The 21,209-nt window shown below is 65.8% G+C and carries 23 protein-coding genes; 14 read left to right on the top strand and 9 right to left on the bottom strand.

Annotation, left to right across the window (positions count from 1 at the left end; genetic code table 11):
- Positions 1–92: 92 nt before the first annotated feature.
- From BUA26_RS18105 to BUA26_RS18085, 5 genes are all read left to right on the top strand, one after another.
- Positions 93–950 carry a ubiquinone anaerobic biosynthesis accessory factor UbiT gene (locus BUA26_RS18105; protein WP_072762301.1) on the top strand — a complete coding sequence of 286 codons (858 nt, stop codon included), beginning with the start codon at positions 93–95 and terminating at the stop codon, positions 948–950.
- 129 nt (positions 951–1,079) lie between these two features.
- A complete protein-coding gene (fabA, locus tag BUA26_RS18100; protein ID WP_072762300.1) occupies positions 1,080–1,595 on the top strand; it encodes a 3-hydroxyacyl-[acyl-carrier-protein] dehydratase FabA in 516 nt (171 codons plus the stop codon).
- 1 nt (position 1,596) lies between these two features.
- Positions 1,597–2,805: a beta-ketoacyl-ACP synthase I gene (gene fabB / locus BUA26_RS18095; protein ID WP_072762299.1), complete on the top strand. Its 1,209-nt coding sequence runs from the start codon at positions 1,597–1,599 to the stop codon at positions 2,803–2,805.
- A gap of 123 nt (positions 2,806–2,928) precedes the next feature.
- Positions 2,929–3,579, top strand: coding sequence for a PAQR family membrane homeostasis protein TrhA (locus BUA26_RS18090; RefSeq protein ID WP_072762298.1), 651 nt, complete (start codon positions 2,929–2,931; stop codon positions 3,577–3,579).
- Between the two features lie 170 nt (positions 3,580–3,749).
- On the top strand, positions 3,750–4,337 hold the full coding sequence (locus BUA26_RS18085) for an HD-GYP domain-containing protein (RefSeq protein ID WP_072762417.1): 588 nt from the start codon (positions 3,750–3,752) through the stop codon (positions 4,335–4,337).
- 67 nt (positions 4,338–4,404) lie between these two features.
- Here BUA26_RS18085 and BUA26_RS18080 read toward each other — a convergent pair whose 3' ends face one another.
- The 3 genes from BUA26_RS18080 to BUA26_RS18070 are packed head-to-tail and all read right to left on the bottom strand — an operon-like array spanning position 4,405 to position 6,782.
- Positions 4,405–5,283, bottom strand: coding sequence for a U32 family peptidase (locus BUA26_RS18080; RefSeq protein ID WP_072762297.1), 879 nt, complete (start codon positions 5,281–5,283; stop codon positions 4,405–4,407).
- Between the two features lie 10 nt (positions 5,284–5,293).
- Positions 5,294–6,364, bottom strand: coding sequence for a ubiquinone anaerobic biosynthesis protein UbiU (locus BUA26_RS18075; protein WP_343124231.1), 1,071 nt, complete (start codon positions 6,362–6,364; stop codon positions 5,294–5,296).
- 49 nt (positions 6,365–6,413) lie between these two features.
- The gene (locus BUA26_RS18070) at positions 6,414–6,782 is read right to left on the bottom strand and encodes an ArsR/SmtB family transcription factor (protein ID WP_072762296.1); all 369 of its coding nucleotides are present in this window, start codon (positions 6,780–6,782) and stop codon (positions 6,414–6,416) included.
- A gap of 141 nt (positions 6,783–6,923) precedes the next feature.
- On the opposite strand from BUA26_RS18070, the gene BUA26_RS18065 reads away from it, so the two are divergent.
- The 6 genes from BUA26_RS18065 (at position 6,924) to BUA26_RS18040 (ending at position 13,839) form a co-directional block, all read left to right on the top strand.
- Positions 6,924–7,130 carry a YgaP family membrane protein gene (locus tag BUA26_RS18065; RefSeq protein WP_072762295.1) on the top strand — a complete coding sequence of 69 codons (207 nt, stop codon included), beginning with the start codon at positions 6,924–6,926 and terminating at the stop codon, positions 7,128–7,130.
- A gap of 30 nt (positions 7,131–7,160) precedes the next feature.
- Positions 7,161–7,544: a DUF302 domain-containing protein gene (locus BUA26_RS18060; RefSeq protein ID WP_072762294.1), complete on the top strand. Its 384-nt coding sequence runs from the start codon at positions 7,161–7,163 to the stop codon at positions 7,542–7,544.
- A gap of 157 nt (positions 7,545–7,701) precedes the next feature.
- The gene (locus BUA26_RS18055) at positions 7,702–9,006 is read left to right on the top strand and encodes an NAD(P)/FAD-dependent oxidoreductase (RefSeq protein ID WP_072762293.1); all 1,305 of its coding nucleotides are present in this window, start codon (positions 7,702–7,704) and stop codon (positions 9,004–9,006) included.
- Between the two features lie 20 nt (positions 9,007–9,026).
- Positions 9,027–10,130: an efflux RND transporter periplasmic adaptor subunit gene (locus BUA26_RS18050; RefSeq protein WP_072762292.1), complete on the top strand. Its 1,104-nt coding sequence runs from the start codon at positions 9,027–9,029 to the stop codon at positions 10,128–10,130.
- Positions 10,127–13,369: an efflux RND transporter permease subunit gene (locus BUA26_RS18045; protein WP_072762291.1), complete on the top strand. Its 3,243-nt coding sequence runs from the start codon at positions 10,127–10,129 to the stop codon at positions 13,367–13,369. Before BUA26_RS18050 ends, BUA26_RS18045 begins: the two co-directional genes overlap by 4 nt.
- 2 nt (positions 13,370–13,371) lie before the next feature.
- Positions 13,372–13,839, top strand: coding sequence for an OsmC family protein (locus BUA26_RS18040; RefSeq protein WP_072762290.1), 468 nt, complete (start codon positions 13,372–13,374; stop codon positions 13,837–13,839).
- Between the two features lie 129 nt (positions 13,840–13,968).
- Here BUA26_RS18040 and BUA26_RS18035 read toward each other — a convergent pair whose 3' ends face one another.
- A complete protein-coding gene (locus tag BUA26_RS18035; RefSeq protein WP_072762289.1) occupies positions 13,969–14,583 on the bottom strand; it encodes an OmpW/AlkL family protein in 615 nt (204 codons plus the stop codon).
- Between the two features lie 393 nt (positions 14,584–14,976).
- Between BUA26_RS18035 and BUA26_RS18025 the strand changes: the two genes are divergently transcribed.
- The gene (locus tag BUA26_RS18025) at positions 14,977–15,381 is read left to right on the top strand and encodes a DnrO protein (protein ID WP_255368412.1); all 405 of its coding nucleotides are present in this window, start codon (positions 14,977–14,979) and stop codon (positions 15,379–15,381) included.
- 74 nt (positions 15,382–15,455) lie between these two features.
- On the opposite strand, the gene BUA26_RS18020 is transcribed toward BUA26_RS18025, so the two are convergent.
- From BUA26_RS18020 to BUA26_RS18010, 3 genes are read right to left on the bottom strand one after another with little or no spacing between them, the layout of a single operon-like run.
- On the bottom strand, positions 15,456–16,925 hold the full coding sequence (locus BUA26_RS18020) for a UbiD family decarboxylase (RefSeq protein ID WP_072762287.1): 1,470 nt from the start codon (positions 16,923–16,925) through the stop codon (positions 15,456–15,458).
- Positions 16,922–17,716 carry a prephenate dehydrogenase/arogenate dehydrogenase family protein gene (locus BUA26_RS18015; protein WP_072762415.1) on the bottom strand — a complete coding sequence of 265 codons (795 nt, stop codon included), beginning with the start codon at positions 17,714–17,716 and terminating at the stop codon, positions 16,922–16,924. Before BUA26_RS18015 ends, BUA26_RS18020 begins: the two co-directional genes overlap by 4 nt.
- A 35-nt stretch (positions 17,717–17,751) precedes the next feature.
- A complete protein-coding gene (locus BUA26_RS18010; RefSeq protein ID WP_072762414.1) occupies positions 17,752–18,870 on the bottom strand; it encodes a PLP-dependent cysteine synthase family protein in 1,119 nt (372 codons plus the stop codon).
- 376 nt (positions 18,871–19,246) lie between these two features.
- Between BUA26_RS18010 and BUA26_RS18000 the strand changes: the two genes are divergently transcribed.
- Together BUA26_RS18000 and tpx are read left to right on the top strand one after the other, a co-directional pair.
- A complete protein-coding gene (locus tag BUA26_RS18000) occupies positions 19,247–19,684 on the top strand; it encodes a hypothetical protein (protein WP_072762413.1) in 438 nt (145 codons plus the stop codon).
- 26 nt (positions 19,685–19,710) lie between these two features.
- Complete coding sequence (tpx, locus tag BUA26_RS17995; protein WP_072762285.1) at positions 19,711–20,211, top strand: thiol peroxidase; 501 nt, start codon at positions 19,711–19,713, stop codon at positions 20,209–20,211.
- 101 nt (positions 20,212–20,312) lie between these two features.
- On the opposite strand, the gene BUA26_RS17990 is transcribed toward tpx, so the two are convergent.
- Together BUA26_RS17990 and azu are read right to left on the bottom strand one after the other, a co-directional pair.
- Complete coding sequence (locus tag BUA26_RS17990; RefSeq protein ID WP_143154325.1) at positions 20,313–20,729, bottom strand: group III truncated hemoglobin; 417 nt, start codon at positions 20,727–20,729, stop codon at positions 20,313–20,315.
- 12 nt (positions 20,730–20,741) lie between these two features.
- The gene (azu, locus tag BUA26_RS17985; protein ID WP_072762412.1) at positions 20,742–21,188 is read right to left on the bottom strand and encodes an azurin; all 447 of its coding nucleotides are present in this window, start codon (positions 21,186–21,188) and stop codon (positions 20,742–20,744) included.
- Between the last annotated feature and the right edge of the window lie 21 nt (positions 21,189–21,209).

Genomic DNA, 21,209 nt, shown 5'->3' with positions numbered 1-21,209 from the left:
GCAGCCGCATTGGCACTGTGTCGAGATAGCGCCATGCAACTTGCCCGGTCGTTGCTCCCACGCCGCTCCAACACTATCTACGGAGCCTACCGATGCTGTTGCCCAATCCTGAGCGTCTCGCGCTGACACATGTACGTGGCGCGATCGACCGCGTCGACGATGGCCTGATCGTGCTGCTCGCTGCACGGCGCCGGCTTGTGCGCGCGGTGGCGGCGCTGAAGCCGCGCGCCGGCGTGCCGTCGCGTGACCTGGCGCGCGAGCGGCAGGTGCGAACGCGCGCGCAGTCGCTGGCACGTCGGCTGGATCTGCCCGCGGACACCGCCGCAGGTCTGCTGGACCTGGCGATCGTCGATGCGTGTCGCCAGCAGGGCATGGCGATTGACCTCGATCAAGGCGGTCCCATGCGGTTGCCCGCCATGATGCAGCCCATCATGTCCGACCCGCTTCTCTCCGAATCGCGCGCACCGCATCTGTTGCGCCTGCTGCCACCGCCGCGCCGGTTCGCACCGCTGCTGCGCGTACTGCCCCTGCGCTGGCAACGCGCCTTGCTGGAGCGCGCAATGGCGCGCGTGCTTGCCGTTCCGCTGCAGGACGGCACATTGGAATTCATGCGCGGCCGCCGCCTCGGCATCGAGGTCAGCGACCTGCAACTGCGCTGGGTGCTTGAACTGCACGATGGCCGCTTGCGCGTCGGCGATGGGAAACCCGAAGCCAGCGTGCGCGGCAGCGCCACCGATCTGTTGCTGCTGGCCAGCCGTCTGGAGGACGCCGATACGCTGTTCTTCCAGCGTGCACTGGAACTGACCGGTGACACCGAGCTCGGACTCACTGCGCGTAATCTGCTCGAACGGCTGCCTTGGGAATCGGTGCCGCTGGGCTTGCGTATCGCGCTCAACCGGGGCGCGCGGTTTGCCCGGGCAGCGCGCACCGCTCATCGAAGTGACGATTGACGAGCGTCGGTATATCGCTGCGCGCAAGCGACGCGACGATGTGCTGCCGGATGACGCTGGTTGATCCGAGTCAAGGCAGTCCTGCACTGCGCCATCCAGACTGCGACCTCCCCACCTAGTGAGCTTTCCATGACCCGCCCTTCCTCGTTCAATTACGAACAATTGCTGGCCTGTGGCCGCGGCGAACTGTTTGGCGACGGCAATGCACGGCTGCCGTCGCCGCCGATGCTGATGTTCGATCGCATCACGCACATTGCCGCCGAGGGCGGGACTTATGACAAGGGATTGATCCATGCCGAAATGGACATCCATCCCGCGTTGTGGTTTTTCGGTTGCCATTTCATCGGCGATCCGGTGATGCCCGGCTGCCTCGGGCTCGATGCGATGTGGCAGCTCAGCGGTTTCTTCCTGCCCTGGCTGGGCGAGCCCGGCCGCGGCCGCGCGCTGGGTGTGGGCCAGGTGAAATTTTCGGGGCAGGTGATGCCGAGCGCGAAACTGCTGCGCTACGAGATCGATATCCGCCGCGTGATGCGCGGCAAGCTGCGGATGGTGATCGCCGACGGCAAGACCTTCGTCGACGACCGGCTGATCTACGAGGCCAGCGACATGCGCGTGGGCTTGTTCCAGTCCACCGAGGGTTTTTGAGATGCGCCGCGTCGTGGTGACCGGCATGGGTATCGTGTCGTGCCTGGGCAACCAGCCGGCGACGGTGTCGCGCGCGCTGCGCGAGGGCCAGAGCGGCATTCGCGCGATGCCGGGCTACGCCGAGCAGGGCCTGCGCAGCCAGGTGGCTGGCGTGCCGCAGATCGACCTGGATGCCGAGATCGACCGCAAGCCGCGGCGCTTCATGGGCGATGCCGCCGCCTATGCCTGCGTGGCGATGCGTTCGGCGATTGCTGATGCCGGGCTTGCCATCGAGCAGGTGCGGCATCCGCGCAGCGGCGTGATCGCCGGTTCCGGCGGTGGCTCGGCGCAATGGCAGATCGAGACCGGTGACCTGGTGCGCAACAAGGGCGTGCGCAAGGTCGGCCCGTTCATGGTGCCGCGCACGATGTGCTCCACCGTGTCGGCCACGCTGGCCACCGCGTTCGGCATTCTTGGCCTGAGCTATTCGATCGCCGCCGCCTGCGCCACCTCGGGGCATTGCATTGGTGCCGCGGCCGATCTTATACGGCATGGTGCGCAAGACGTGATGTTTGCCGGTGGCGGCGAGGAAGAGCACTGGGGCATGACCGCGCAATTCGACGCCATGGGCGCGCTGTCCACTGGCTACAACGACACGCCGCAGCGCGCATCACGCCCGTATGACGCCGGCCGCGACGGTTTCGTCATCGCCGGTGGCGGCGGCATGCTGGTGCTGGAGGAGTACGAGCATGCCAGGGCGCGCGGCGCGCGCATCCATGCCGAACTGGTCGGCTACGGTGTCACTTCCGACGGCGCCGATATGGTGGCGCCCTCCGGTGAGGGCGCGGTGCGCTGCATGCGAATGGCATTGGCCAACGTCAGTGGGCGGGTCGACTACCTCAACACCCATGGCACCGCCACGCCGCTGGGCGACATCGTCGAGTTGCAGTCGGTGCGCGAGGTTTTCGGCGACGCCGTGCCGCCGCTGTCCTCGACCAAGTCGCTGACCGGCCATGCGCTGGGCGCGGCCAGCGTGCACGAGGCGATCTACAGCCTGCTGATGCTCAACGAGGGCTTCATCGCCGGCTCGGCGCACATCGACGAACTGGACCCGCGCGCCGAAGGATTCCCGATCGTGCGCTCGAGTCGGCCGGCGCAACTGGCCACCGTGATGTCGAACAGCTTCGGCTTCGGCGGCACCAACGCCAGCCTGGTGTTCGCCAAGGTGTAGCGGTCACCGCTGCCGTTGTTGTTGTAGGAGCCCGCTCGCGGGCGATGCTGTCCAAACATCAAAGCAACCGCATCGCCCGCTAGCGGGCTCCTACATGTTCGCCCATCTTTCGGAAGTCTCCTCATGTCATCCATCTCCGCCTCGCGCCCATCCACCTTCGGCGAGGAACTGGCCAACAGCATCAGTCATGGCCTCGGTGTGTTGCTGGCCATCGTTGGTCTGCCGATATTGGTCGTCAACGCGGTGCGCATCGGCAGCACGGCGGCGATGGTGGGGGCGGCGGTGTTCGGCGGCAGCGCGATTCTGCTGTACATGGCCTCGACGCTGTATCACGCGGTATCGCACCAGCGGGCCAAGGCGTGGCTGCAGCGGCTGGACTATGGCGCGATCTATCTGCTGATCGCCGGCACCTACACCCCGGTTGCGCTGGGTGTGTTGCGCGGTAGCTGGGGCCTGGCCCTGCTCGGCGTGATCTGGAGCCTGGCGCTGCTGGGGCTAGTGTTCAAGCTGGTGGTGGGTGCGCGGTTCCACCGGCTGTCCACCGCGCTGTATGTGGCGATGGGCTGGATGGCGCTGATCGCGATCCGGCCGCTGTGGCTGCACCTGCCGGCGGGCGGGTTGATCCTGCTGTTCGGCGGTGGCGCGGCGTATACGCTGGGCGTGGTGTTTTTCATGCTGCACGAGCGGCTGCGCTACAGCCATTTCGTGTGGCATCTGTTCGTGCTTGCCGGCACCGGCTGCCACTACGCCACCGTGCTGATGTACATCGCTTGATTCGCGGCCCGGACGGGCCTCGCTCATGCCAGCCGTTGCCAGATTGCCGAGTCCTGGTATCTCTGTTGGCCTGGGCGCGCTAGCATGGCTGCCGGCACGCTGTGTACCCGAAAGGGCGCATCGACAACACAGCGTCGCGACAGCAGTGGGGCGTCGTGACGGAGGGGCACATGGAAACGTGGTTTTCGCGGGTCGAACCGGTACTGGGTGCTGCGCTGGAACTGCGCGACCTGCACACGTCGGTCCATTGCGGACGTGTCAGCCAGATGGCCTTGATGTTCGCGGAGGACCTCGGCCTGCGCGGCGACGCGCTGCTGGCCCTGGATGTGGCAGCCCGATTCCATGACGTCGGCAAGATCGGTATTCCCGATACGGTCCTGTACAAGCATGGATCGCTGGATGACGCCGAGTGGGAAATCATGAAGGGCCACAGCGCCCGCGGCGAGTACATCATCCGGATGGATGCGGGCCTGGTATTGGGAGACGAAATCGCGCGGACGGTGCGCCATCATCACGAGCACTACGATGGCAACGGCTATCCGGATGGTCTGCGTGAGCAGGCCATTCCCCTGCCAGCACGGGTCTTGTCCGTGATCGACAGCTATGACGCGATACGCAATCGTCGCGCCTACCATGCAGCCCAGTCGCATGAGGATGCGTTATTCATTCTGGCCAGCGAACGGGGTACCAAACACGATCCGCAAATCCTCGATGCGTTCCTGTCCTATGACAGAAGCTGGTTCGACCGGCTGAGCTGATACGGTCAGCGAAGGCGCAACTGCAGCCAGGATTCCCCGCTGCTCGTGAGCAGGGTCGAGGACGAGCTTATGCGAGCCCGGTCATGTGCATGCCCGGCTCGCCGTGCCAGTAACCGTTGCGGGCGCCGATGCGTGGCGGTGCCACCGGCGAGCGGCGGGCGAGATGGAAGTGAGCCACCATCTCGGCCATGCCCGCGGCTTGCGGGTACAGCCGCAATACATCCACGCCCAGTTCGCGCAATGCCGGCAGTTCGGGGCCGAGGTCGGTGACCTCCTCGCCCTGGATCTGGATGCCGTTGATGCGCAGGAACGGCCGGCCCTCGCGCGTGGCCAGCGGCATGCCGTCGGGATAGTCGATACAACGGAAGTCGCACTGGTCCTTGCCGACGTCGAGCGCCCGTGCGGTGAAGCAGCGTGCGGAGAAGGCCAGCGGCAACCGGCCGAAGGCGATCACCTCGAGTTCCGGCATCGGCCGGCCTTCCGCCTGCATCGCGTCGCGCAGTTCGCGCAACAAGCTATAGCCTTGCTCCACGCCGGGTACCCAGCGGCGCAGGCCATCGTCCATCAGCATCGCGAGCGCGCGATGGTTGTAGACATTGAGCGTGGGGCCGGCGACGAACGGCAGCCGGCGTTCGCGGCAGAGCTGCACGGCGGAGAGATCGTTCGCCTCGATCCAGCAACCGCCGTGATCGACCAGCCGCCGCAGCACGCCCAGTTCGGACTCGGCTTCGATCAGCGCCAGCGACGACAGCACGACCTGCTTGCCACTGGCGGCCAGCTCGCCGGCCAGTACGATCCAGTCGCGCGTGCTCAGCTCGCGGCGCTTGCTGCATACCGTCTCGCCCAGATAGATGATGTCGACCGGCCAGTCGGCAGCCGCGCGGTAGAACGCCAGCGTGCGTTCGCGCAGCCAGAAATACTGCAGCGGTCCGAGACTGAGTTTCATCGTCGTCGCCTCAATGCCAGGAACGGTGATAGGGACCGAGCGTGGTCTGATGACCCTCGGCATGTTTCGATAGCGACTGCTGCCAGCCAGGCTGCAGGCTCCAGCTGGCCGGGGCGTCGCGGTAACGGTCCAGCGCCGCGCGCCAGGTGCGGGTGACTGAACCGACATAGGCCACGCCACGTTGGCGACCTTCGATCTTCAGTGCCGCCACGCCGGCTTGCGCCAATCGCGGCAGCAGCTCCAGCGTGTTCAGGCTGGTCGGTTCTTCGAGTGCGTGGAAGATCTCGCCGCCCACGTCGAAGCGGCCCTTGCACACGGTCGGGTAGCCGGCCGGTTCGGCCGGCTCGAACTTGTCGATCAGCACCTGGTTCAGCCGTACGCTGCGGCGACCGTCGTCGTGTTCCTCCCAGCGCACGAAGCTGGCCGGCGAACACACGCCGTGCCGGTTCGGTGAGGCGCCGGTGACATAGCTGGACAGCTGGCAGCGGCCTTCGACCATGATGCACAAGCTGCCGAACGCGAACACTTCCAGCGGCACCGGCGAGCCTTCGCACAGGCGCTCGACCTGCTGGATCGACAGCACCCGCGGCAGCACCGCGCGGCTGATGCCGAAGCGCTCGTAGGCATAGCGCAGCGCCGGCGCGGTGGTGGCGGAACCCTGCACCGACAGATGCCGCTTCAGCGCGGGATGCATGCGTGTGGCGTAGTCGAGCACCGCCATCTCGGCGGCGATGATGGCGTCGCAGCCGAACTCGGCGGCCTTGTCCACCGCGCCGTACCATTGCCGCAGACGCGTGCTGTCGGGGTAGGTGTTCAGCGCCAGATAGACCTGCTTTCCACGCTGGTGCGCATAGGCGATGCCGTCGCGCAGCTCCGCGTCGCTGAAGTTGAGGCCGGGAAAAGCGCGCGCATTGGTCTGATCGCGAAAGCCCGCGTAGACCGCATCGGCGCCGGCGTCGATCGCCGCTTGCAGCGCCGGCAGGTTGCCGGCGGGACAGACCAGTTGCATGGACACCTCGAAGCCGGGAGTTCGGGGCGCATTGTCGCGATTGCCCCAGGCCGCCGTGCTGACCTGGATCAACCCCGATCGTGTCAGTGAACAGGCCTGGCCTGGAGATGCACGGTGAATGTCAGCCGGCGCGGCGCCTGCGGCCGGAGCGGCTCTTCGCACCGCGCGCGGTGTCTGTCGCACAGTAGATGTCGTACAGCGAGGCGATGATGGCGTGCGCGGGGCCCGCGGGCAGGGTGTACCAGACGGTTTGTGCCTCGCGCCTGGTGCTGACCAGACCTTCGTTGCGCAGCCGGGCCAGATGCTGGGACAGCGCCGACTGGCTGAGTTCGGGCAATTGTTCGTTGATCTGCCCCACCGACATCTCGCCGTCCAGCAACAGGCACAGCACGCGCAGCCGCTGCGCGTTGCCCAGGGTCCTGAGCAGTTGCGAGGCCTCTTCGGCGCGCGACTGCATAAGGTTCAGATCCGCATCGGCCGGCATGTTCATCGGGTGGTATTCCTCGCGATTGCAGTTGTCGATTCCGCGGGCTTGACTTTACCATGAAACTCTAATTAAGATAAATCTAATTTAGAAACACTTGAATAAGTGAGCTGCACATCGGTTTCCATCCACCACGGGAGTTTCGCCATGAATGTCGATCGTGTCGTTCTGGGTTTCGCCGGCACCGTCGTGCTGGTGGGTATCGCGCTGGCGCATTTCGTGGCGCCGGGCTGGATCTGGCTGTCGGTGTTCGTGGGCGCCAACCTGCTGCAGTCCGCGTTCACCGGCTTCTGCCCGCTCGCGATGCTGTTGCGCAAACTGGGCCTGAAACCCGGCTGCGCCTTTCCGTCCTGAGTGCCGTTGTCCATCTGGACGAGGTGAGCCATGTACTACATCGTTGAAACATCCAAGACGCCGGAGCAGGCCGCCGCCGACCTGGCCGAAGCCGTTACGCGCAACGGCTTCAGCGTGTTGCACGTGCACGATCTGGGTGCCGCGTTGCGCGGCAAGGGCATCGCGTTCGAGCGCCAGTGCAAGGTGTTTGAAGTATGCAACCCGAGGCAGGCGGCCAGCGTGCTGGCGGCGGACATGCGGCTGAACATGGCGCTGCCCTGCCGCATTTCGGTCTACACCGACGCCGGCAAGACCTGGATCGGCATGATACGGCCGGTGCCGATGCTCGGTCTGCTCTCGACCGATCCCGCGCTGGTGGCGACGGCTGGCGAAGTGGAGCAGGTCGTCACGCGCATCATCGACGAGACCAGGTAGCACCGTGGCCACGTCGGGAAGTCCCCGCGCGATGTCCGTGCCAATCCGGCTTGTCCGGCTTGTCGACAACGAGCCATCTCTTGCCGACTTGACTGGGCTCAAGTCCGGCCATGCTCGGACAGCGCACGCTGTCAACAACCCTGAGTAGGAGTCGGCCATGTGCGACGTCGTCATCATTGGTGCGGGTTTGGGCGGCATGAGTGCCGCCTATGAAATCAAGGCCGCGTTGGGTAGCGCCCATCGCGTTACGGTAGTCGGAGAGGGTGGCCTGTTCTCGTTCACGCCATCCAACCCCTGGGTCGGCATCGGCTGGCGCAAGCCTGCCGACGTGCAGATCGATGCCGCGGCAGCGCTGGGCCGGCACGACATCGCGTTCGTCGACTCGCCGGCCAGCGCGGTTCGCCCGACGGAAAACCGGGTGCTGCTGCAGGATGGCCGCGAGCTGAAGTACGACTACCTGGTCATCACCACCGGTCCGCGCCTGGCATTCGATGAAGTTCCGGGCCTGGGGCCGCTCGGCGGGTACACGCAATCGGTCTGCACCACGCCCCATGCGACTGCTGCCTGGCAGGCGTACGAGGAGTTCCTGAAAGCGCCCGGTCCGGTGGTGATCGGTGCCGCGCAGGGTGCGAGCTGCTTCGGCCCGGCCTACGAGTTTGCGATGATCCTCGACACCGATTTGCGCAGGCGCAAATTGCGCGATCGGGTGCCGATGACGTTCGTGACGCCCGAGCCTTATATCGGCCACATGGGGCTGGGCGGCGTCGGCGACTCCAAGGGCTTGCTGGAGAAGGAGCTGCGTCAGCGCCATATCAAGTGGATCACCAACGCACGCATCGACAAGGTCGAGCCCGGACTGATGCAAGTCAGCGAACGTGACGCGCACGGCCAGGCGCTGGAGGAGCACAAGCTTCCATTCGCCTACTCGATGGTGATACCCGCGTTTACCGGCGTGGCTGCGGTGCGGGACGTCGAGGGTCTGGTCAATCCGCGCGGTTTCGTGCTGATCGACAAGCACCAGCGCAATCCGGCGTTTCCGAACATCTTCGCCGCCGGGGTATGCGTGGCGATCCCGCCGGTGGAAGCGACGGCGGTGCCGACCGGGGCGCCCAAGACCGGCTTCATGATCGAATCCATGGTCGGTGCGCTGACCGCCAACATCAAGGCCATCATCGACGGCAATGCCGCCACCGCCGAGGCGACCTGGAACGCGGTTTGCCTGGCCGACATGGGCGACAGCGGCGCGGCCTTCGTGGCTCTTCCGCAGATCCCGCCGCGCAATGTCACCTGGGCGAAGCAGGGCAGGTGGGTACATCTGGCCAAGATCGCGTTCGAGAAATATTTCATGCGCAAGATCCGTTCGGGCAATACCGATCCGATCTACGAAAAGTACGTGATGAAGGCTCTCGGCATCGAGCGGCTCAAGCCGGGAACGCAGCCCGGTGTAAATCCACCCCGATGACACACCCGGAGTCGATTGCCATGAAGTTCTTCCTCCATCCCGTCGCCATGTCGTTAGCGGTCATCGCGCTGGCCGGCTGCGGCAACCGGAATATGCCGACTGCCGCGCAGAGCCCGCCACCGGCGCTGGCCAGCGTGGTCGTGCACGCACAGACGGCGCACGACGAACAGGTCTGGGATGGCGTGGTGGAGGCGGTGAATCAGGCCACGATCACGGCGCAAACCAACGCACGAGTGCTCGAGTTGCCGCATGACGTCAACGATGTCGTCGCCAAGGGCGATGTGCTGGTGCGCTTCACCGATGTCGAGCAGAAGTCGGCGCGCAGCGCAGCACAGGCGCAGGTCGCTTCGGCCGCGGCGACCTACAAGGAGGCCGCCGCGTCGTACGAACGCATCAAGGCAGTTTACGCGAAGGGTTTTGTCTCCGCGGCGCAACTGGATCAGCAGCGTGCCCTGCGCGATGCGGCACAGGCGGCACTGGCGTCGGCTCGAGCCCAGTTGAATCAAGTGGGCCAGGCGCTGGACTACACGGTGCTGCGCGCGCCTTATGCGGGCATCATCACCCGCCGCTACGTGCAAGTGGGTGAGGCCGTGCAGGCCGGTCCGCCGTCACCCCAGCCACTGATCGCGATGCAGTCGCTGGACGATCTGCGGGTCAACGTACGGGTGCCGCAGAGCGCGGTCGACCCCATCCGCCATTTTCATGCGGCCGATGTGCTGCTCGCCGGTGACGGTGCACGCCGCGTTGCCGCCAGCAGCGTCGGCGTGTTTCCGTATGCCGACCCGAGCACGCATACCTTCAACGTGCGGCTGCAGTTGCCCGGTGGCGATACGGGCCTGTACCCGGGCATGACAGTAAAGGTCGCCTTCGCCACCGGTGAGGCGAAACGCCTGCTGGTGCCGGCCAGCGCACTGGTGCAGCGAGGCGAATTGCTGGGCGTATACGTGCTGGATGAACACGGTGCAGCCTTGCGCCAGCTGCGCATCGGCCATCGCTATGCGGATCGGGTCGAGGTGCTGGCCGGGCTCGATGACGGCGAACGGGTCGCCACCGATCCGGCCGCCGCCGCGCGCTGGCTGATCGAGAACAGGTCGACCGACGGCAAGCGCGGAGCGGCGCCGTGAGTGAGCCACGGCTCGGCTTCTCCGGCCGCATCGCCCGCACCTTCCAGCGTTCGCCGCTGACGCCGATCCTGGCCATCGCGGCACTGCTGCTCGGCCTGGTCGCCGTGATGATCACGCCGCGCGAGGAAGAACCGCAGATCGACGTGACCATGGCCAACGTGATGGTGCCGTTCCCGGGTGCCGACGTGCACGACGTCGAGAACCTGGTGGCCTATCCGCTGGAGCAGAAGCTGGCCGAGCTCGAGGGCGTCAAGCACGTCTACTCGGTGAGCCGGCCCGGCATGGCGGTGATCACGGTGGAGTTCCAGGTCGGCGTGCCGCGGCAGACCGCGATCGTGCGGCTGTACAACCAGGTGTTCCAGAACCAGGACTTCGTGCCGCCCAACCTGGGTGTGGGCCGGCCGCTGGTGCGGCCGATGGGCATCGACGACGTGCCGGTGATGGCGCTCACGTTGTGGAGCGACGATCCCGCGCGAGGCCCGACCCAGCTGGCCGAAGTCGCGCATACGCTGGAAACCGAATTGAAGCGCGTGCCCGGTACGCGCGACGTCTACACCATCGGCGCACCCGAGCGGGCGGTAGTGGTGGACCTGGATGCGGCGAAACTGGCCGCGTACGGCATGGCGATCGGCGACCTGGCGAATGCCTTGCGTGCGGCCAATGTGGTGACGCAGGCCGGCGATCGCGTGACAGGCAGCCGCGACGTGCCGGTGACCGCCGGACGCTTTCTCGCCGACGCGGCAGACGTGGCCCAGCTGGTGATCGGCCTGAAGGATGGCCAGCCGGTGCTCCTTTCCGATGTGGCCGCGATCCATCAGGGTGCCGATCTGCCCAGCCGTTATGTCCGGTTCGGCGCGCCCGCCGGCAAGGCCGGCCCCGCCACCGGCAACGCGCCGGCGGTGACCATCGCGATAGCGAAGAAGCCGGGGACCAATGCCGCCGACATCACCCGCGCGATCGGCGCGCGACTGCGTGTGCTCGAAGGCGTGGTGATTCCCGCCGGCGTCCACGTCACGGTGACCCGCGACTACGGCCAGACCGCCACCGACAAGGCGGACAAGCTGATCCACAAGCTGATCTTCGCCACCTTCTCGGTAGTGCTGCTGGTACTGCTGACGATGGGTTGGCGCGAAGCGATCGTGGTCGGCAGCGCCGTGGTCATCACGCTGGCGCTGACTTTGTTCGCGTCGTGGGCGATGGGCTTCACCATCAACCGGGTCTCGCTGTTCGCGCTGATCTTCTCGATCGGCATCCTGGTCGACGATGCGATCGTGGTGGTGGAGAACATCCACCGGCACATGGCGCTGGGTGGGCGCACCCTGCGCGAGGCGATTCCCGCGGCGGTCAGCGAGGTCGGCGGGCCGACCATCCTGGCCACCTTCACGGTGATTGCCGCGCTGCTGCCGATGGCCTTCGTATCCGGCTTGATGGGGCCGTACATGCGGCCGATCCCAATCAACGCCTCGGCCGGCATGTTGCTGTCGCTGGCGGTCGCGCTGATCGTGACGCCATGGCTGGCGCTCAAGCTGCTCGGCCATCACCGGCACACCGATGCGACGCCGACGGAAGGTCATGCCGCGGGCGACGGTCGCCTGCACCGCGTCTTTCATCGCCTGATGCTGCCGTTCCTCGATGGCAACCGTGCGCCGCGTCGACGCCGTCTGCTGTTTGCCGCGATGGGCGTGCTGGTGCTGGGCGCCGTCGGCCTGGTGGTGATCAAGGCGGTGGTGCTGAAGATGCTGCCGTTCGACAACAAGTCCGAGTTCCAGATCGTGGTGGACATGCCCGAAGGCGGCACGCTGGAGCGCACCAACCGGCTGCTCGGCGAACTCGCGCAGAGCCTGGCCGGCGTGCCCGAAGTGAAGGACTGGCAGAGCTACGCCGGTACCGCCGCACCGATCACCTTCAACGGGCTGGTGCGCCAGTACTACCTGCGCAGCGGCCCTATCGTCGGCGACCTGCAGGTGAGCCTGGTCGACAAGAGCGAGCGTTCGCGCCAGAGCCATGCCATCGCGCTGGCTGTGCGGCCCGCGCTGGCCCGCATCGGCGCGCGCTACGGTGCTTCGGTGAAAGTGGTCGAGGTGCCGCCCGGTCCGCCGGTGCTCGCACCGATCGTGGCCGAGGTCTACGGACCCGACTACGCCGGCGTGCGCCGCACGGCGCGCGAACTCGAGCAGAAGTTCAAGGCCAACCCCGACATCGTCGATGTCGACACCAGCGTGGAAGCGGATGCGCCACGCGAGGTGCTGGTGGTCGATCGTGCACGCGCGGCGCGGCTGGGGCTGGATCAGGCGTCCATCGCACAGGTGTTGCGCACCGCGTTGTCGGGCGACGATGCGACCTACCTGATGGATGGCCACGCGAAGTATGCGGTGCCGATACGCCTGCGCCTTGACGCGGGCGACCAGGCGGCGATGAGCCAGCTGCTGGCGTTGCGCATGCGTGCGCAAGGCGGTGCGCTGGTGCCGCTGTCCGAGGTGGTGGGCGTGCAGCCGGCGAACTGGGAAAAGGCGATCTATCACAAGGATCTGCTGCCTTATGCCACGGTTACCGGAGACGATGCCGGCGCCACCGACAGCCCGCTGTACGGCATGTTCTCGCTGGTCGGCGAACTGGGCCACGACCGGCTGGACGGCCAGCTGCTGCAGCAGTACTTCACCGCGCAGCCCACCGACACCACACGCGCCGCGGTGAAGTGGGATGGCGAGTGGCAGATCACGTTCGAGACGTTCCGCGACATGGGGCTGGCCTACTCAGTCGGCCTGCTGCTGATCTACCTGCTGGTGGTCGGTCAGTTCAAGAGCTACGTGGTGCCGCTGATCATCATGGCGCCGATCCCGCTGACCGTGATCGGCGTGATGCCGGGACATGCCTTGCTGGGCGCGCAATACACCGCTACTTCGATGATAGGCATGATCGCGCTGGCCGGCATCATCGTGCGCAACTCGATCCTGCTGATCGATTTCATCAACCATGCGCTGAGTGCCGGACAGTCGTTGCGCGATGCAGTGATCGACGCCGCTGCGGTGCGCGCGAAGCCCATCGTGCTGACCGGGGTGGCGGCGATGATTGGCGGCCTCTTTATCGTCGACGATCCGATCTTCCAGGGCCTGGCGGTGTCGCTGATCTTCGGCATCCTGGTGTCGACGGCGCTGACCTTGCTGGTAATTCCGCTGCTGTATTACGTATGGTTGCAGCGGCATCCCTTACCCGAGACACCATCCCCCGAAGGAGCGTGAGCATGAGCGAGACCCAGGAATTCACTCTCACCCTGACCCAGGAGTCGGATTACGTTTTCCGCATCGAGTTCGACGACACCGCGATCCCCGCGCTGCACACCGACGAATCCGCGCCGCTGGGCGGCGACACTGGCCCGAATCCGTCGCGCATGCTGGTCGCCGCCGTGGCCAATTGCCTGAGTGCCAGCTTGTTGTTCTCGTTGCGCAAGTACAAGAACAACCCGGGCAGCATCGTGGCCAGGGCGAAGGCACGGCTGGAGCGCAACGAGCACAACCGCCTGCGCGTGGTGCATATCGACGTGGCGATCGAGCTGCCGGAGACCGCCGCCAGCTACGCGCAGATCGAGCGGTTGCTGGCACAGTTCGAGGACTTCTGCATCGTCACCGAAAGCGTGCGTCACGGTATTGCGGTGGACGTCACCGTGCGCGACGGTAGCGGTGTACAGGTACATCCCGCGGTGTCCGCTTGATGTGCGCGAGATCGGGCAGCGCCCACGCGGCGCCACCCGCCCTTGCTGCGGATCACTGACTGCGTGTCGAAAGGAAAGGGCGCTCAAGGAAGACACGAGCGCCCCAAGGTATGCTCGGGCGTCCTTAGATCAGAAGCGGTAGCCGAAGCTCAGGCCGTAGACCCATGGGTTGACCTTCGCCGTGCCCACGTTGGCGCCGTTGACATGCACATCGCCCTTGATACCGATCCAGCGCACGTCGGCGGTCAGCAGCCAGCGCTCCGACAGCTTGACGTCGACACCCGCGTGCGCGGCCGCGCCCCAGCTGTTGTCGATCTTCACCTTGGCGCCTTGCAGCAGGCCTTCGCCCTTGGTGCTGAAGAAGCGCGTGTAGTTGATGCCGGCGCCGACGAAAGGCGACACCTGCGCCTCAGGCATGAAGTGATAGTTCACGCCGAGCACGGGCGGCAGCTGCTTGGTGCTGGCCGCCTTCTGACCATCGAGCCTGACTTCGTGCTTGAACGGCAATGCGGCAAGTATCTCGACGCTCCAGGACGGAGCGAACAGATATTCGAGACTGGCGGTCGGCTTGGTGTCGCTGTCGATGCTGGCCTTCATGCCGGCGAGATGACCGTTATCCGATTGAGGATTGATGGTATGCGCCCCGAAACGGACCACCCAGGAATCGGTATCGGTGGCGTGCGCGGTAGATGCCGCACCGACAGCGAGGGCGGTAACGATAAACAGGGGAAGCAGGGATTTCATGTTGTTGTCCTTAGGTTGGTGTGTGCCGCGCGCATTCTCCGAGACGACACCTGAGGACAATTGATGCAGGTCAGTTTCACGGTGGGGAAGCCTGGGGGTTGCGACGTTACGCCACAGCGTCCGCGCATGCGGCGGTTAGCCATCGCGCACGGATTTGCCTGCGACTTGATCGCGATCAAAATCCATTGGGACGGAAACGAAACAATGCGGCTGGTGCGCCGTGATGTTGATATGAATCAGTAGGGGCCGCGTCGTCGCGCGCTAGCATGCTTCCATTCGCGGAGTCTGCACTGCCTGCTGGAGTTTCCTGCATGAAATCCATGAGAACCGTTCTTGCCCTGGCGGCTGGCCTCGGCGTGGTCATGACTGCCTACGCCGTTCCCGGGCACGTTCATGAGGCTTGCCGCCACGACAGCCGCATCCGCGCCGGTGAAGCGCTGGACGCCCGACACCTCGCTGCGCGACGGCATGCGCCGCGCGTATGCCGCAGTCGACGAGCTGCGCCACTACGAGATGGGTCACATGAGCGCGCCGATGGCGGTGGATCGGGCCACCACCGTCGAGGAGGCGGTGACCTTCATGTTTGTCCACTGCAAGCTGGCGCCCGAGCCTGATGCCGCGCTGCACGGCATCCTGGCGCCGCTGATGAGCGCGGCACAGGCGCTGAAGGCCGATCCGAAGAAGGTCGGGGCGGTAGCCGACATGCGTGCGGCGATCGCGCACTACCCGCAGTACTTCAACGATCCCGGCTGGGACAGGCCAGCTCCGGTCGAACACGTGATGCACGACGAACCGTGAGGCGGTAGGAGCGCACCCTGTGCGCGAATGCCTTCCGTCACGTGACGAAGAGCCATCGCGCACAGGGTGCGCTCCTACCTGTCGCGCAGCACCGCCCACAACGTGTCGACGCGTCGCTCCACCGCTGCATCCGGCACGATGGGCCGGCTCCACGTGCGGGTTGTTTCGGACGGCCATTTGTTGGTCGCGTCGAGGCCAAGCTTCGAGCCCAGCCCCGCGGTCGGGCTGGCGAAGTCGAGATAGTCGATCGGCGTGTTCTCCATCAGCATCGCGTCGCGCGCCGGATCGACGCGGGTCGATACCGCCCAGATCACCTGCGCCCAGTCCCGCACATCGATATCGTCGTCGGTGATGATCACGAACTTGGTGTAGGTGAACTGACGCAGGTATGACCACACGCCCATCATCACGCGTCGTGCGTGGCCGGCGTATTGCTTGCGGATGCTGACCACGGCGATGCGGTACGAGCACGCCTCCGGCGGCAGGTAGAAATCCACGATCTCCGGAAACACCTTCTGCAGAATCGGCACGAAGATATCGTTCAACGCCAGCGCCAGCACCGACGGTTCGTCATGCGGCGCGCGGCCCATGTAGCTGCCGTGATAGATCGCCTCGCGCCGCAGACGCATGCGCTCGATGGTGAATACGGGGAAGCGGTCCTGAGCGTTGTAGTAGCCGGTGTGGTCGCCGAATGGACCTTCCAGCGCGGTGTCGCCGGGATGAATGAAACCCTCCAGCAGGATTTCCGCGCCGGCCGGTGCATCCAGGCCGGCCAATTCACTGTGCCAGACGCGGGTGCGCTGGCCGCGCAACAAGCCGGCGAATTCGTATTCGGACAAGCTGTCCGGCACCGGCGCCACCGCCGCCAGCATGGTAGCCGGGTCGGCGCCGATCGCTACCAGCACGGGAAATGGCTGCTGCGGATGCGCGGCGCACCAGTCCGCGTAGTCGAGCGCGCCACCGCGATGCGGCAGCCAGCGCATGATCACGCGGTTCGGCCCGATCACCTGCTGGCGGTAGATCGCCACGTTCTGTCGCGGCTTGTTCGTGCCGCGTGTCACCACCAGGCCGAAGGTGATCAGCTTGCCGACATCGTCGGGCCAGCAGTGCTGGATCGGCAGGCGCGCGAGGTCGATCTCGCTTCCCTGCAGTGTCTCGTGCTCGAACGCGGCCTCGCGTACGCGCTGCGGTGCCACGTGGGCGAGCTGGGCCAGCTCCGGCCAGCTCGACAAGGCCTGGCGCAGGCTGGATGGCCAGCGCGGTTCCTTGATCGCCGCCAGCAGCTGGCCGAGTTCGCGCAGTGAGGCCAGCGGGCGCCCGGCCAGCGCCAGCTCGATGCGCCGGCGATGACCGAACAGGTTGCCGAGCAGCGCATGCGTCGCGCCCGCCGGCTGCTCCATCAGCAGTGCCGGGCCACCTTCGCGCAACGCACGCAGGCTCAGCGCGGTGGATTCCAGATGCGGATCGATCGCGGCAGCGACGCGCAGCAGCTGCCGGTCGCGTTCGAGCAAGGCGAGAAAACCGCGCAGGTCGTGAAAGCTCACGGGAAGAGGCCCGGGCTGCCGGGGATGGCCAGACTGCCATCCGCATCATCATCATCATCATCGTCGTCGACCAGCAGCTTGCGATGGATCGACTCCAGCGACACGAGCAATCGTGAACGCGCTTCGGCGGCGTAAGGGTTCTCCCGCTGGATCGCGGCGAACAGGTGGCCGGCATCGCCGCGCACCGCCGCCAGCATGTGCTTCAAGCCCTGGAACGACGGCGGCGCCAGCGTCATGTCGTCGTCCACGCCCAGATCGACCAGGCCTTTGGCCAGGAAGAAGGCCAGTGCGTGAGTATTCGCCATGGCGCGGTCGTGGCTGTCCGGATCCTGCTCGATCACTTCGCAGCCGAGTTCGATAAACAGTGCGCGCGCCCGCGCCGCGGCCTGCGGGTGCCGTGCGCTGGCGCAGATCACCGTGCGCAGCGGCCGCTCGCCGCGGGCCAGGCTGAGCGGCCCGAACAGCGGATGCGTGCCGACGTGGGCGATCTCGGCGCCGAGCAGCTCGTCCATCATCGCGCAGGGATGCATTTTCACACTGCCCACGTCGAGCACGGTCTGCCCCGCATGCAGTCGCGGGCGCAGCGCGTGCAACGCATCGCGCATCTGCGGCACCGGCATCGCCAGCACGATCCATGAAGCGGCGTCGACCGCGGCGGACATCGACGCGGCAGCCAGCGCGGTCGGGACGTCGGCGCGCGGATCGAACGCGCGAACACGATGTCCCGCCTGCAGCAACAAGTCGGCAAAGGCCTGGCCGAAGCGGCCATAGCCCAGCACGGCGAAGGTCATCGCGGGCTTCGCGAGGTATTGCATAGCGATGGCGCTCACGTCGTGGCGCTGGCTTCGACCGGCATGCTGCCGCTGGCCAAGCTCGCGCGCAGCGCGGCGTCCCATGGCGTGGTGTCGATGCGATGGGCGGCCAGCCACAGCGGATCGAACAGCGTCTGTGCGTAGCGTTCGCCGCGATCGCACAACAGGCTGACGATGCTGCCGCGTTCGCCTCGGGCGCGCATCGACGCGGCCAGTTGCAGGCAAGCCACGAAGTTGGTGCCGGACGAGCCGCCGTAGCGACGGCCCAGCAGTTCCTCCAGCAGCCAGGCGGCGGCGATCGAGGCGCTGTCCGGTACTTCGATGACTCGGTCGACCACATCGAACAGGAAACCGGGCTCGACCCGCGGCCGGCCAATGCCCTCGATCAAGGTGGGCTGGCTGGCTACGGCGCCGGCGTCGCGCGTGCGCCAGCCATGCACGAAGCCGCTGCCGGTGGGCTCGGCGACGCACAGGCGGCTGTGCAGTCGGCGGTAGCGCAGGTAGCGGCCTATCGTGGCCGAAGTACCCCCGGTGCCGGCGCCGCAGACGATCCATTCCGGTTCCGGTTCCGCCTCCAGCGCGAGCTGGCCGATGATGGACTCGGCGATGTTGTTGTTGCCGCGCCAGTCGGTAGCGCGTTCGGCGAGGCCGAACTGATCCAGATGGCAGGCGCCGCGTGCGGCATGTTCGGCCGCGCGTGCGTGCACCCGGGCGGGGTCGTCGACCAGATCGCATTCGCCGCCCAGTGCCTGCACGTCGCGGATCTTGCCCGGCGCGGTGCATGCCGGCATCACCGCGACGAACGGAAGCCCCAGCATGCGCGCGAACCACGCCTCGGAAATGGCGGTGCTGCCGGAAGAGGCATCGACCACCGTCTGGCCGTCATGCAGTCGCCCGTTGCACAACGCATACAGGAACAGCGAGCGCGCGAGCCGGTGCTTGAGGCTGCCGGTGGGGTGCGAGGCCTCGTCCTTGAAATAGAAGTCGATGCCGTGGAATCCGGGGAAATTCAGCTTGAGCAGATGCGTGTCGGCCGAGCGCGCCGATTCCTGCATCAACTTGGCCAGGGCGGTGTGCACCCAGCGGCGTTCGGCTTCACGCTGCGGATTGACGAGGCGCAGGATGGTATCCATCGAAGACTCCGTGATCATGGCTGGGCGTGCCCGATGGCGGAGGTCCAGGATTTCGGCATGGCGAGGATCGGGATCCACACGCGCACACGGAGCAACTCCGAAAAGAACTCGGAACGCCTACTCATCGCGCATTTTCCTTCGAGCATGCACGCATGTTGGAGGCAATGCCGGTGGGCCTTCTTGACGCAGGTCAGTTCCTGCCGCACGTGCGTCGCACGAATTGTCGCAGGGGATCGCACGGATGACCGTGTGCCTATTTTTTTTTGCGCAAGCGGAACCGCTCCTGCAGGCACGGAACGGCGACGCTTGATGCAAGTCATGGCCGATGCGTCGGTGGCGGTGGAGCCTGTACCTCTTCCTCTCGCCGAGCTTCGCCGTGTCTGCCTGGTATCCATGGATCGTCCTGCTGCACTTGTCCTGCGCGATCGTGTTTGCCGGCGCGGTGACGTTCGAGGTGCTGGTGGTCGAATCGCTGCACAAGCACTTCGACGGCGCCACCATGCAGCGGATCGAACAGGCGGTGATGGCAGCGGCACGCCGCTTCATGCCGGCGGTGGTGATCCTGCTGTTCGTCAGTGGCGGCATGTTGTTCGACATCCGTTGCGACGGCCTCGACTGCGTCGGCTCGCGCTTCGGAAATCTACTGCTGCTGAAGGTGCTGCTGGCGTTCGGTGTGCTGGCCATATTCGTCGACGCGATGTGGGCGATGCGCCATGGCGGGATGGACGTCTGCCGGTTCCAGCTTACCCACCGTATCGTGCTGGGCTTGACGATAGGGATCGTCTTTCTGGCCAAGACCATGTTCTACTTGTAGGCCGTTTTTTCCTCACGAGGTGCAACATGTCCAACGTCACGCTCAAGGGTCAGCCGATCAGCGTCAACGGCAAGTTTCCGGCGGTCGGGTCGACCGCGCCGGCGTTCCAGCTGGTCGGCGGCGATCTGTCCGATGCCGGGCTGTCGAAATTTTCGGGCAAGCGCAAGGTGCTGAACATTTTCCCCAGCGTCGACACGCCGACCTGCGCCATGTCGGTGCGCCATTTCAACGAATCGGCGAGCCGGCTCGACAACACCGTGGTGCTGTGTATCTCGGCCGATCTGCCGTTTGCGCAGGCGCGTTTCTGCGGTGCCGAAGGGCTGGACAAGGTGATCAATCTGTCGCTGATGCGCGGCCGCCAGTTCCTCGACGACTACGGAGTGGCGATTGCCAGCGGTCCGCTGACCGGCCTGGCCGCGCGCGCGGTAGTGGTGCTGGATGAACACGACAAGGTGATCCATGCCGAGCTGGTCGGCGAGATCGCGCATGAACCGGATTACGACGCGGCGTTGAACGCGTTGGCGTGATGGATCGGTGGAAGCGACTTCAGTCGCGATGCTCTTGGTTTTCCAAAAGCCATCGCGACTGAAGTCGCTCCCACAGGATGGTTTCTTCCCGCAAATGAGGTTCAGCGACCGGCACCCACGATCGGCACGCCGAGCGGACGTGCCTGCGGACGCAAGCCGAGCCCTAGCTTGAGGCTATGGCCGATGCGCTGGGCATATTCCAGCATCTGCGCGGCGTGGACTTCGTCCAGTTCTTCCGCGCAGGTTTCGCGCCACAGCACGAGCCAGTGGTCGAAGTGTTCGGCGCGGATCGGATGGGACCGATGCGCAGCCATCGGGTTGCCCCGATAGCTGCTCGCGCGCAACGCCACCGATGACCAGAACGTGGTGAGCAGACGCTTGTGTTCGTCCCAGTCGTGCACGGCCGCGTTGAATATCGGGCCGAGCTCCCGGTCGCGCCGCACTTTTTCGTAGAAGCGGTCGACCAGGGCGGCGATGGCCGACTCGTCGAATACGTCTGGTGGATTCATGCGGGACATCGTGGGCCAGGTTTACTTGCCCAGGCTCAGTGTGCCCTTCATCAGCGCTGCATGGCCGGGGAAGGTACAGAAATAGGCATACGACTCGCCTGCCTTGAGCTTGGCCACACTGAATGTGGCGACATCGGATTCGCCGCCGCCGATCAGCTTGGTGTGGGCGATGATACGGCTGTCATCCGGCTTCTCGTAGCTGCCGGCCGCGCCGGCCTTCATGCCGTCGGCGATCACGCCGGACTCGTCGGCGCTGCTGGCCAATACCCAGTTGTGGCCCATCGCGGTCTTGGGCAGCTTGCCGGTGTGTTTCAGGGTCACGCCGAAGGTCTTGCAGGTCTTCGGTACGGCGATGGTCTTCTGGTTGTACTGCATGGCGTCGTTGGCTTCGACGGTGGTGGAACACTCGGCGGCCATCAGCGGGGTGGACAGCAGGCCGAGCAGTGCGATCGCAATCAGTTTGCGCACGATGTATGGCTCCGTGGGGGA

Source organism: Rhodanobacter sp. OK091 (genome assembly GCF_900142825.1).
Taxonomy (GTDB): Bacteria; Pseudomonadota; Gammaproteobacteria; order Xanthomonadales; family Rhodanobacteraceae; genus Rhodanobacter.
This window is presented reverse-complemented; position numbering and strand designations above follow the sequence as displayed.

Excerpts from the sequence above, each read along its gene's own strand:
- BUA26_RS18060 (WP_072762294.1), top strand. The coding sequence starts at position 7,161 with ATGTACTACATCGTTGAAACATCCAAGACGCCGGAGCAGGCCGCCGCC.
- BUA26_RS18090 (WP_072762298.1), top strand. The coding sequence starts at position 2,929 with ATGTCATCCATCTCCGCCTCGCGCCCATCCACCTTCGGCGAGGAACTG.
- BUA26_RS18050 (WP_072762292.1), top strand. The coding sequence starts at position 9,027 with ATGAAGTTCTTCCTCCATCCCGTCGCCATGTCGTTAGCGGTCATCGCG.
- BUA26_RS18080 (WP_072762297.1), bottom strand. The coding sequence starts at position 5,283 with ATGAAACTCAGTCTCGGACCGCTGCAGTATTTCTGGCTGCGCGAACGC.
- BUA26_RS18070 (WP_072762296.1), bottom strand. The coding sequence starts at position 6,782 with ATGAACATGCCGGCCGATGCGGATCTGAACCTTATGCAGTCGCGCGCC.
- BUA26_RS18055 (WP_072762293.1), top strand. The coding sequence starts at position 7,702 with ATGTGCGACGTCGTCATCATTGGTGCGGGTTTGGGCGGCATGAGTGCC.
- BUA26_RS17990 (WP_143154325.1), bottom strand. The coding sequence starts at position 20,729 with ATGTCCCGCATGAATCCACCAGACGTATTCGACGAGTCGGCCATCGCC.
- BUA26_RS18015 (WP_072762415.1), bottom strand. The coding sequence starts at position 17,716 with ATGACCTTCGCCGTGCTGGGCTATGGCCGCTTCGGCCAGGCCTTTGCC.
- BUA26_RS18035 (WP_072762289.1), bottom strand. The coding sequence starts at position 14,583 with ATGAAATCCCTGCTTCCCCTGTTTATCGTTACCGCCCTCGCTGTCGGT.
- BUA26_RS18105 (WP_072762301.1), top strand. The coding sequence starts at position 93 with ATGCTGTTGCCCAATCCTGAGCGTCTCGCGCTGACACATGTACGTGGC.
- BUA26_RS18025 (WP_255368412.1), top strand. The coding sequence starts at position 14,977 with ATGAGGCTTGCCGCCACGACAGCCGCATCCGCGCCGGTGAAGCGCTGG.
- fabA (WP_072762300.1), top strand. The coding sequence starts at position 1,080 with ATGACCCGCCCTTCCTCGTTCAATTACGAACAATTGCTGGCCTGTGGC.
- BUA26_RS18010 (WP_072762414.1), bottom strand. The coding sequence starts at position 18,870 with ATGGATACCATCCTGCGCCTCGTCAATCCGCAGCGTGAAGCCGAACGC.
- BUA26_RS18065 (WP_072762295.1), top strand. The coding sequence starts at position 6,924 with ATGAATGTCGATCGTGTCGTTCTGGGTTTCGCCGGCACCGTCGTGCTG.
- fabB (WP_072762299.1), top strand. The coding sequence starts at position 1,597 with ATGCGCCGCGTCGTGGTGACCGGCATGGGTATCGTGTCGTGCCTGGGC.
- tpx (WP_072762285.1), top strand. The coding sequence starts at position 19,711 with ATGTCCAACGTCACGCTCAAGGGTCAGCCGATCAGCGTCAACGGCAAG.
- BUA26_RS18085 (WP_072762417.1), top strand. The coding sequence starts at position 3,750 with ATGGAAACGTGGTTTTCGCGGGTCGAACCGGTACTGGGTGCTGCGCTG.
- BUA26_RS18040 (WP_072762290.1), top strand. The coding sequence starts at position 13,372 with ATGAGCGAGACCCAGGAATTCACTCTCACCCTGACCCAGGAGTCGGAT.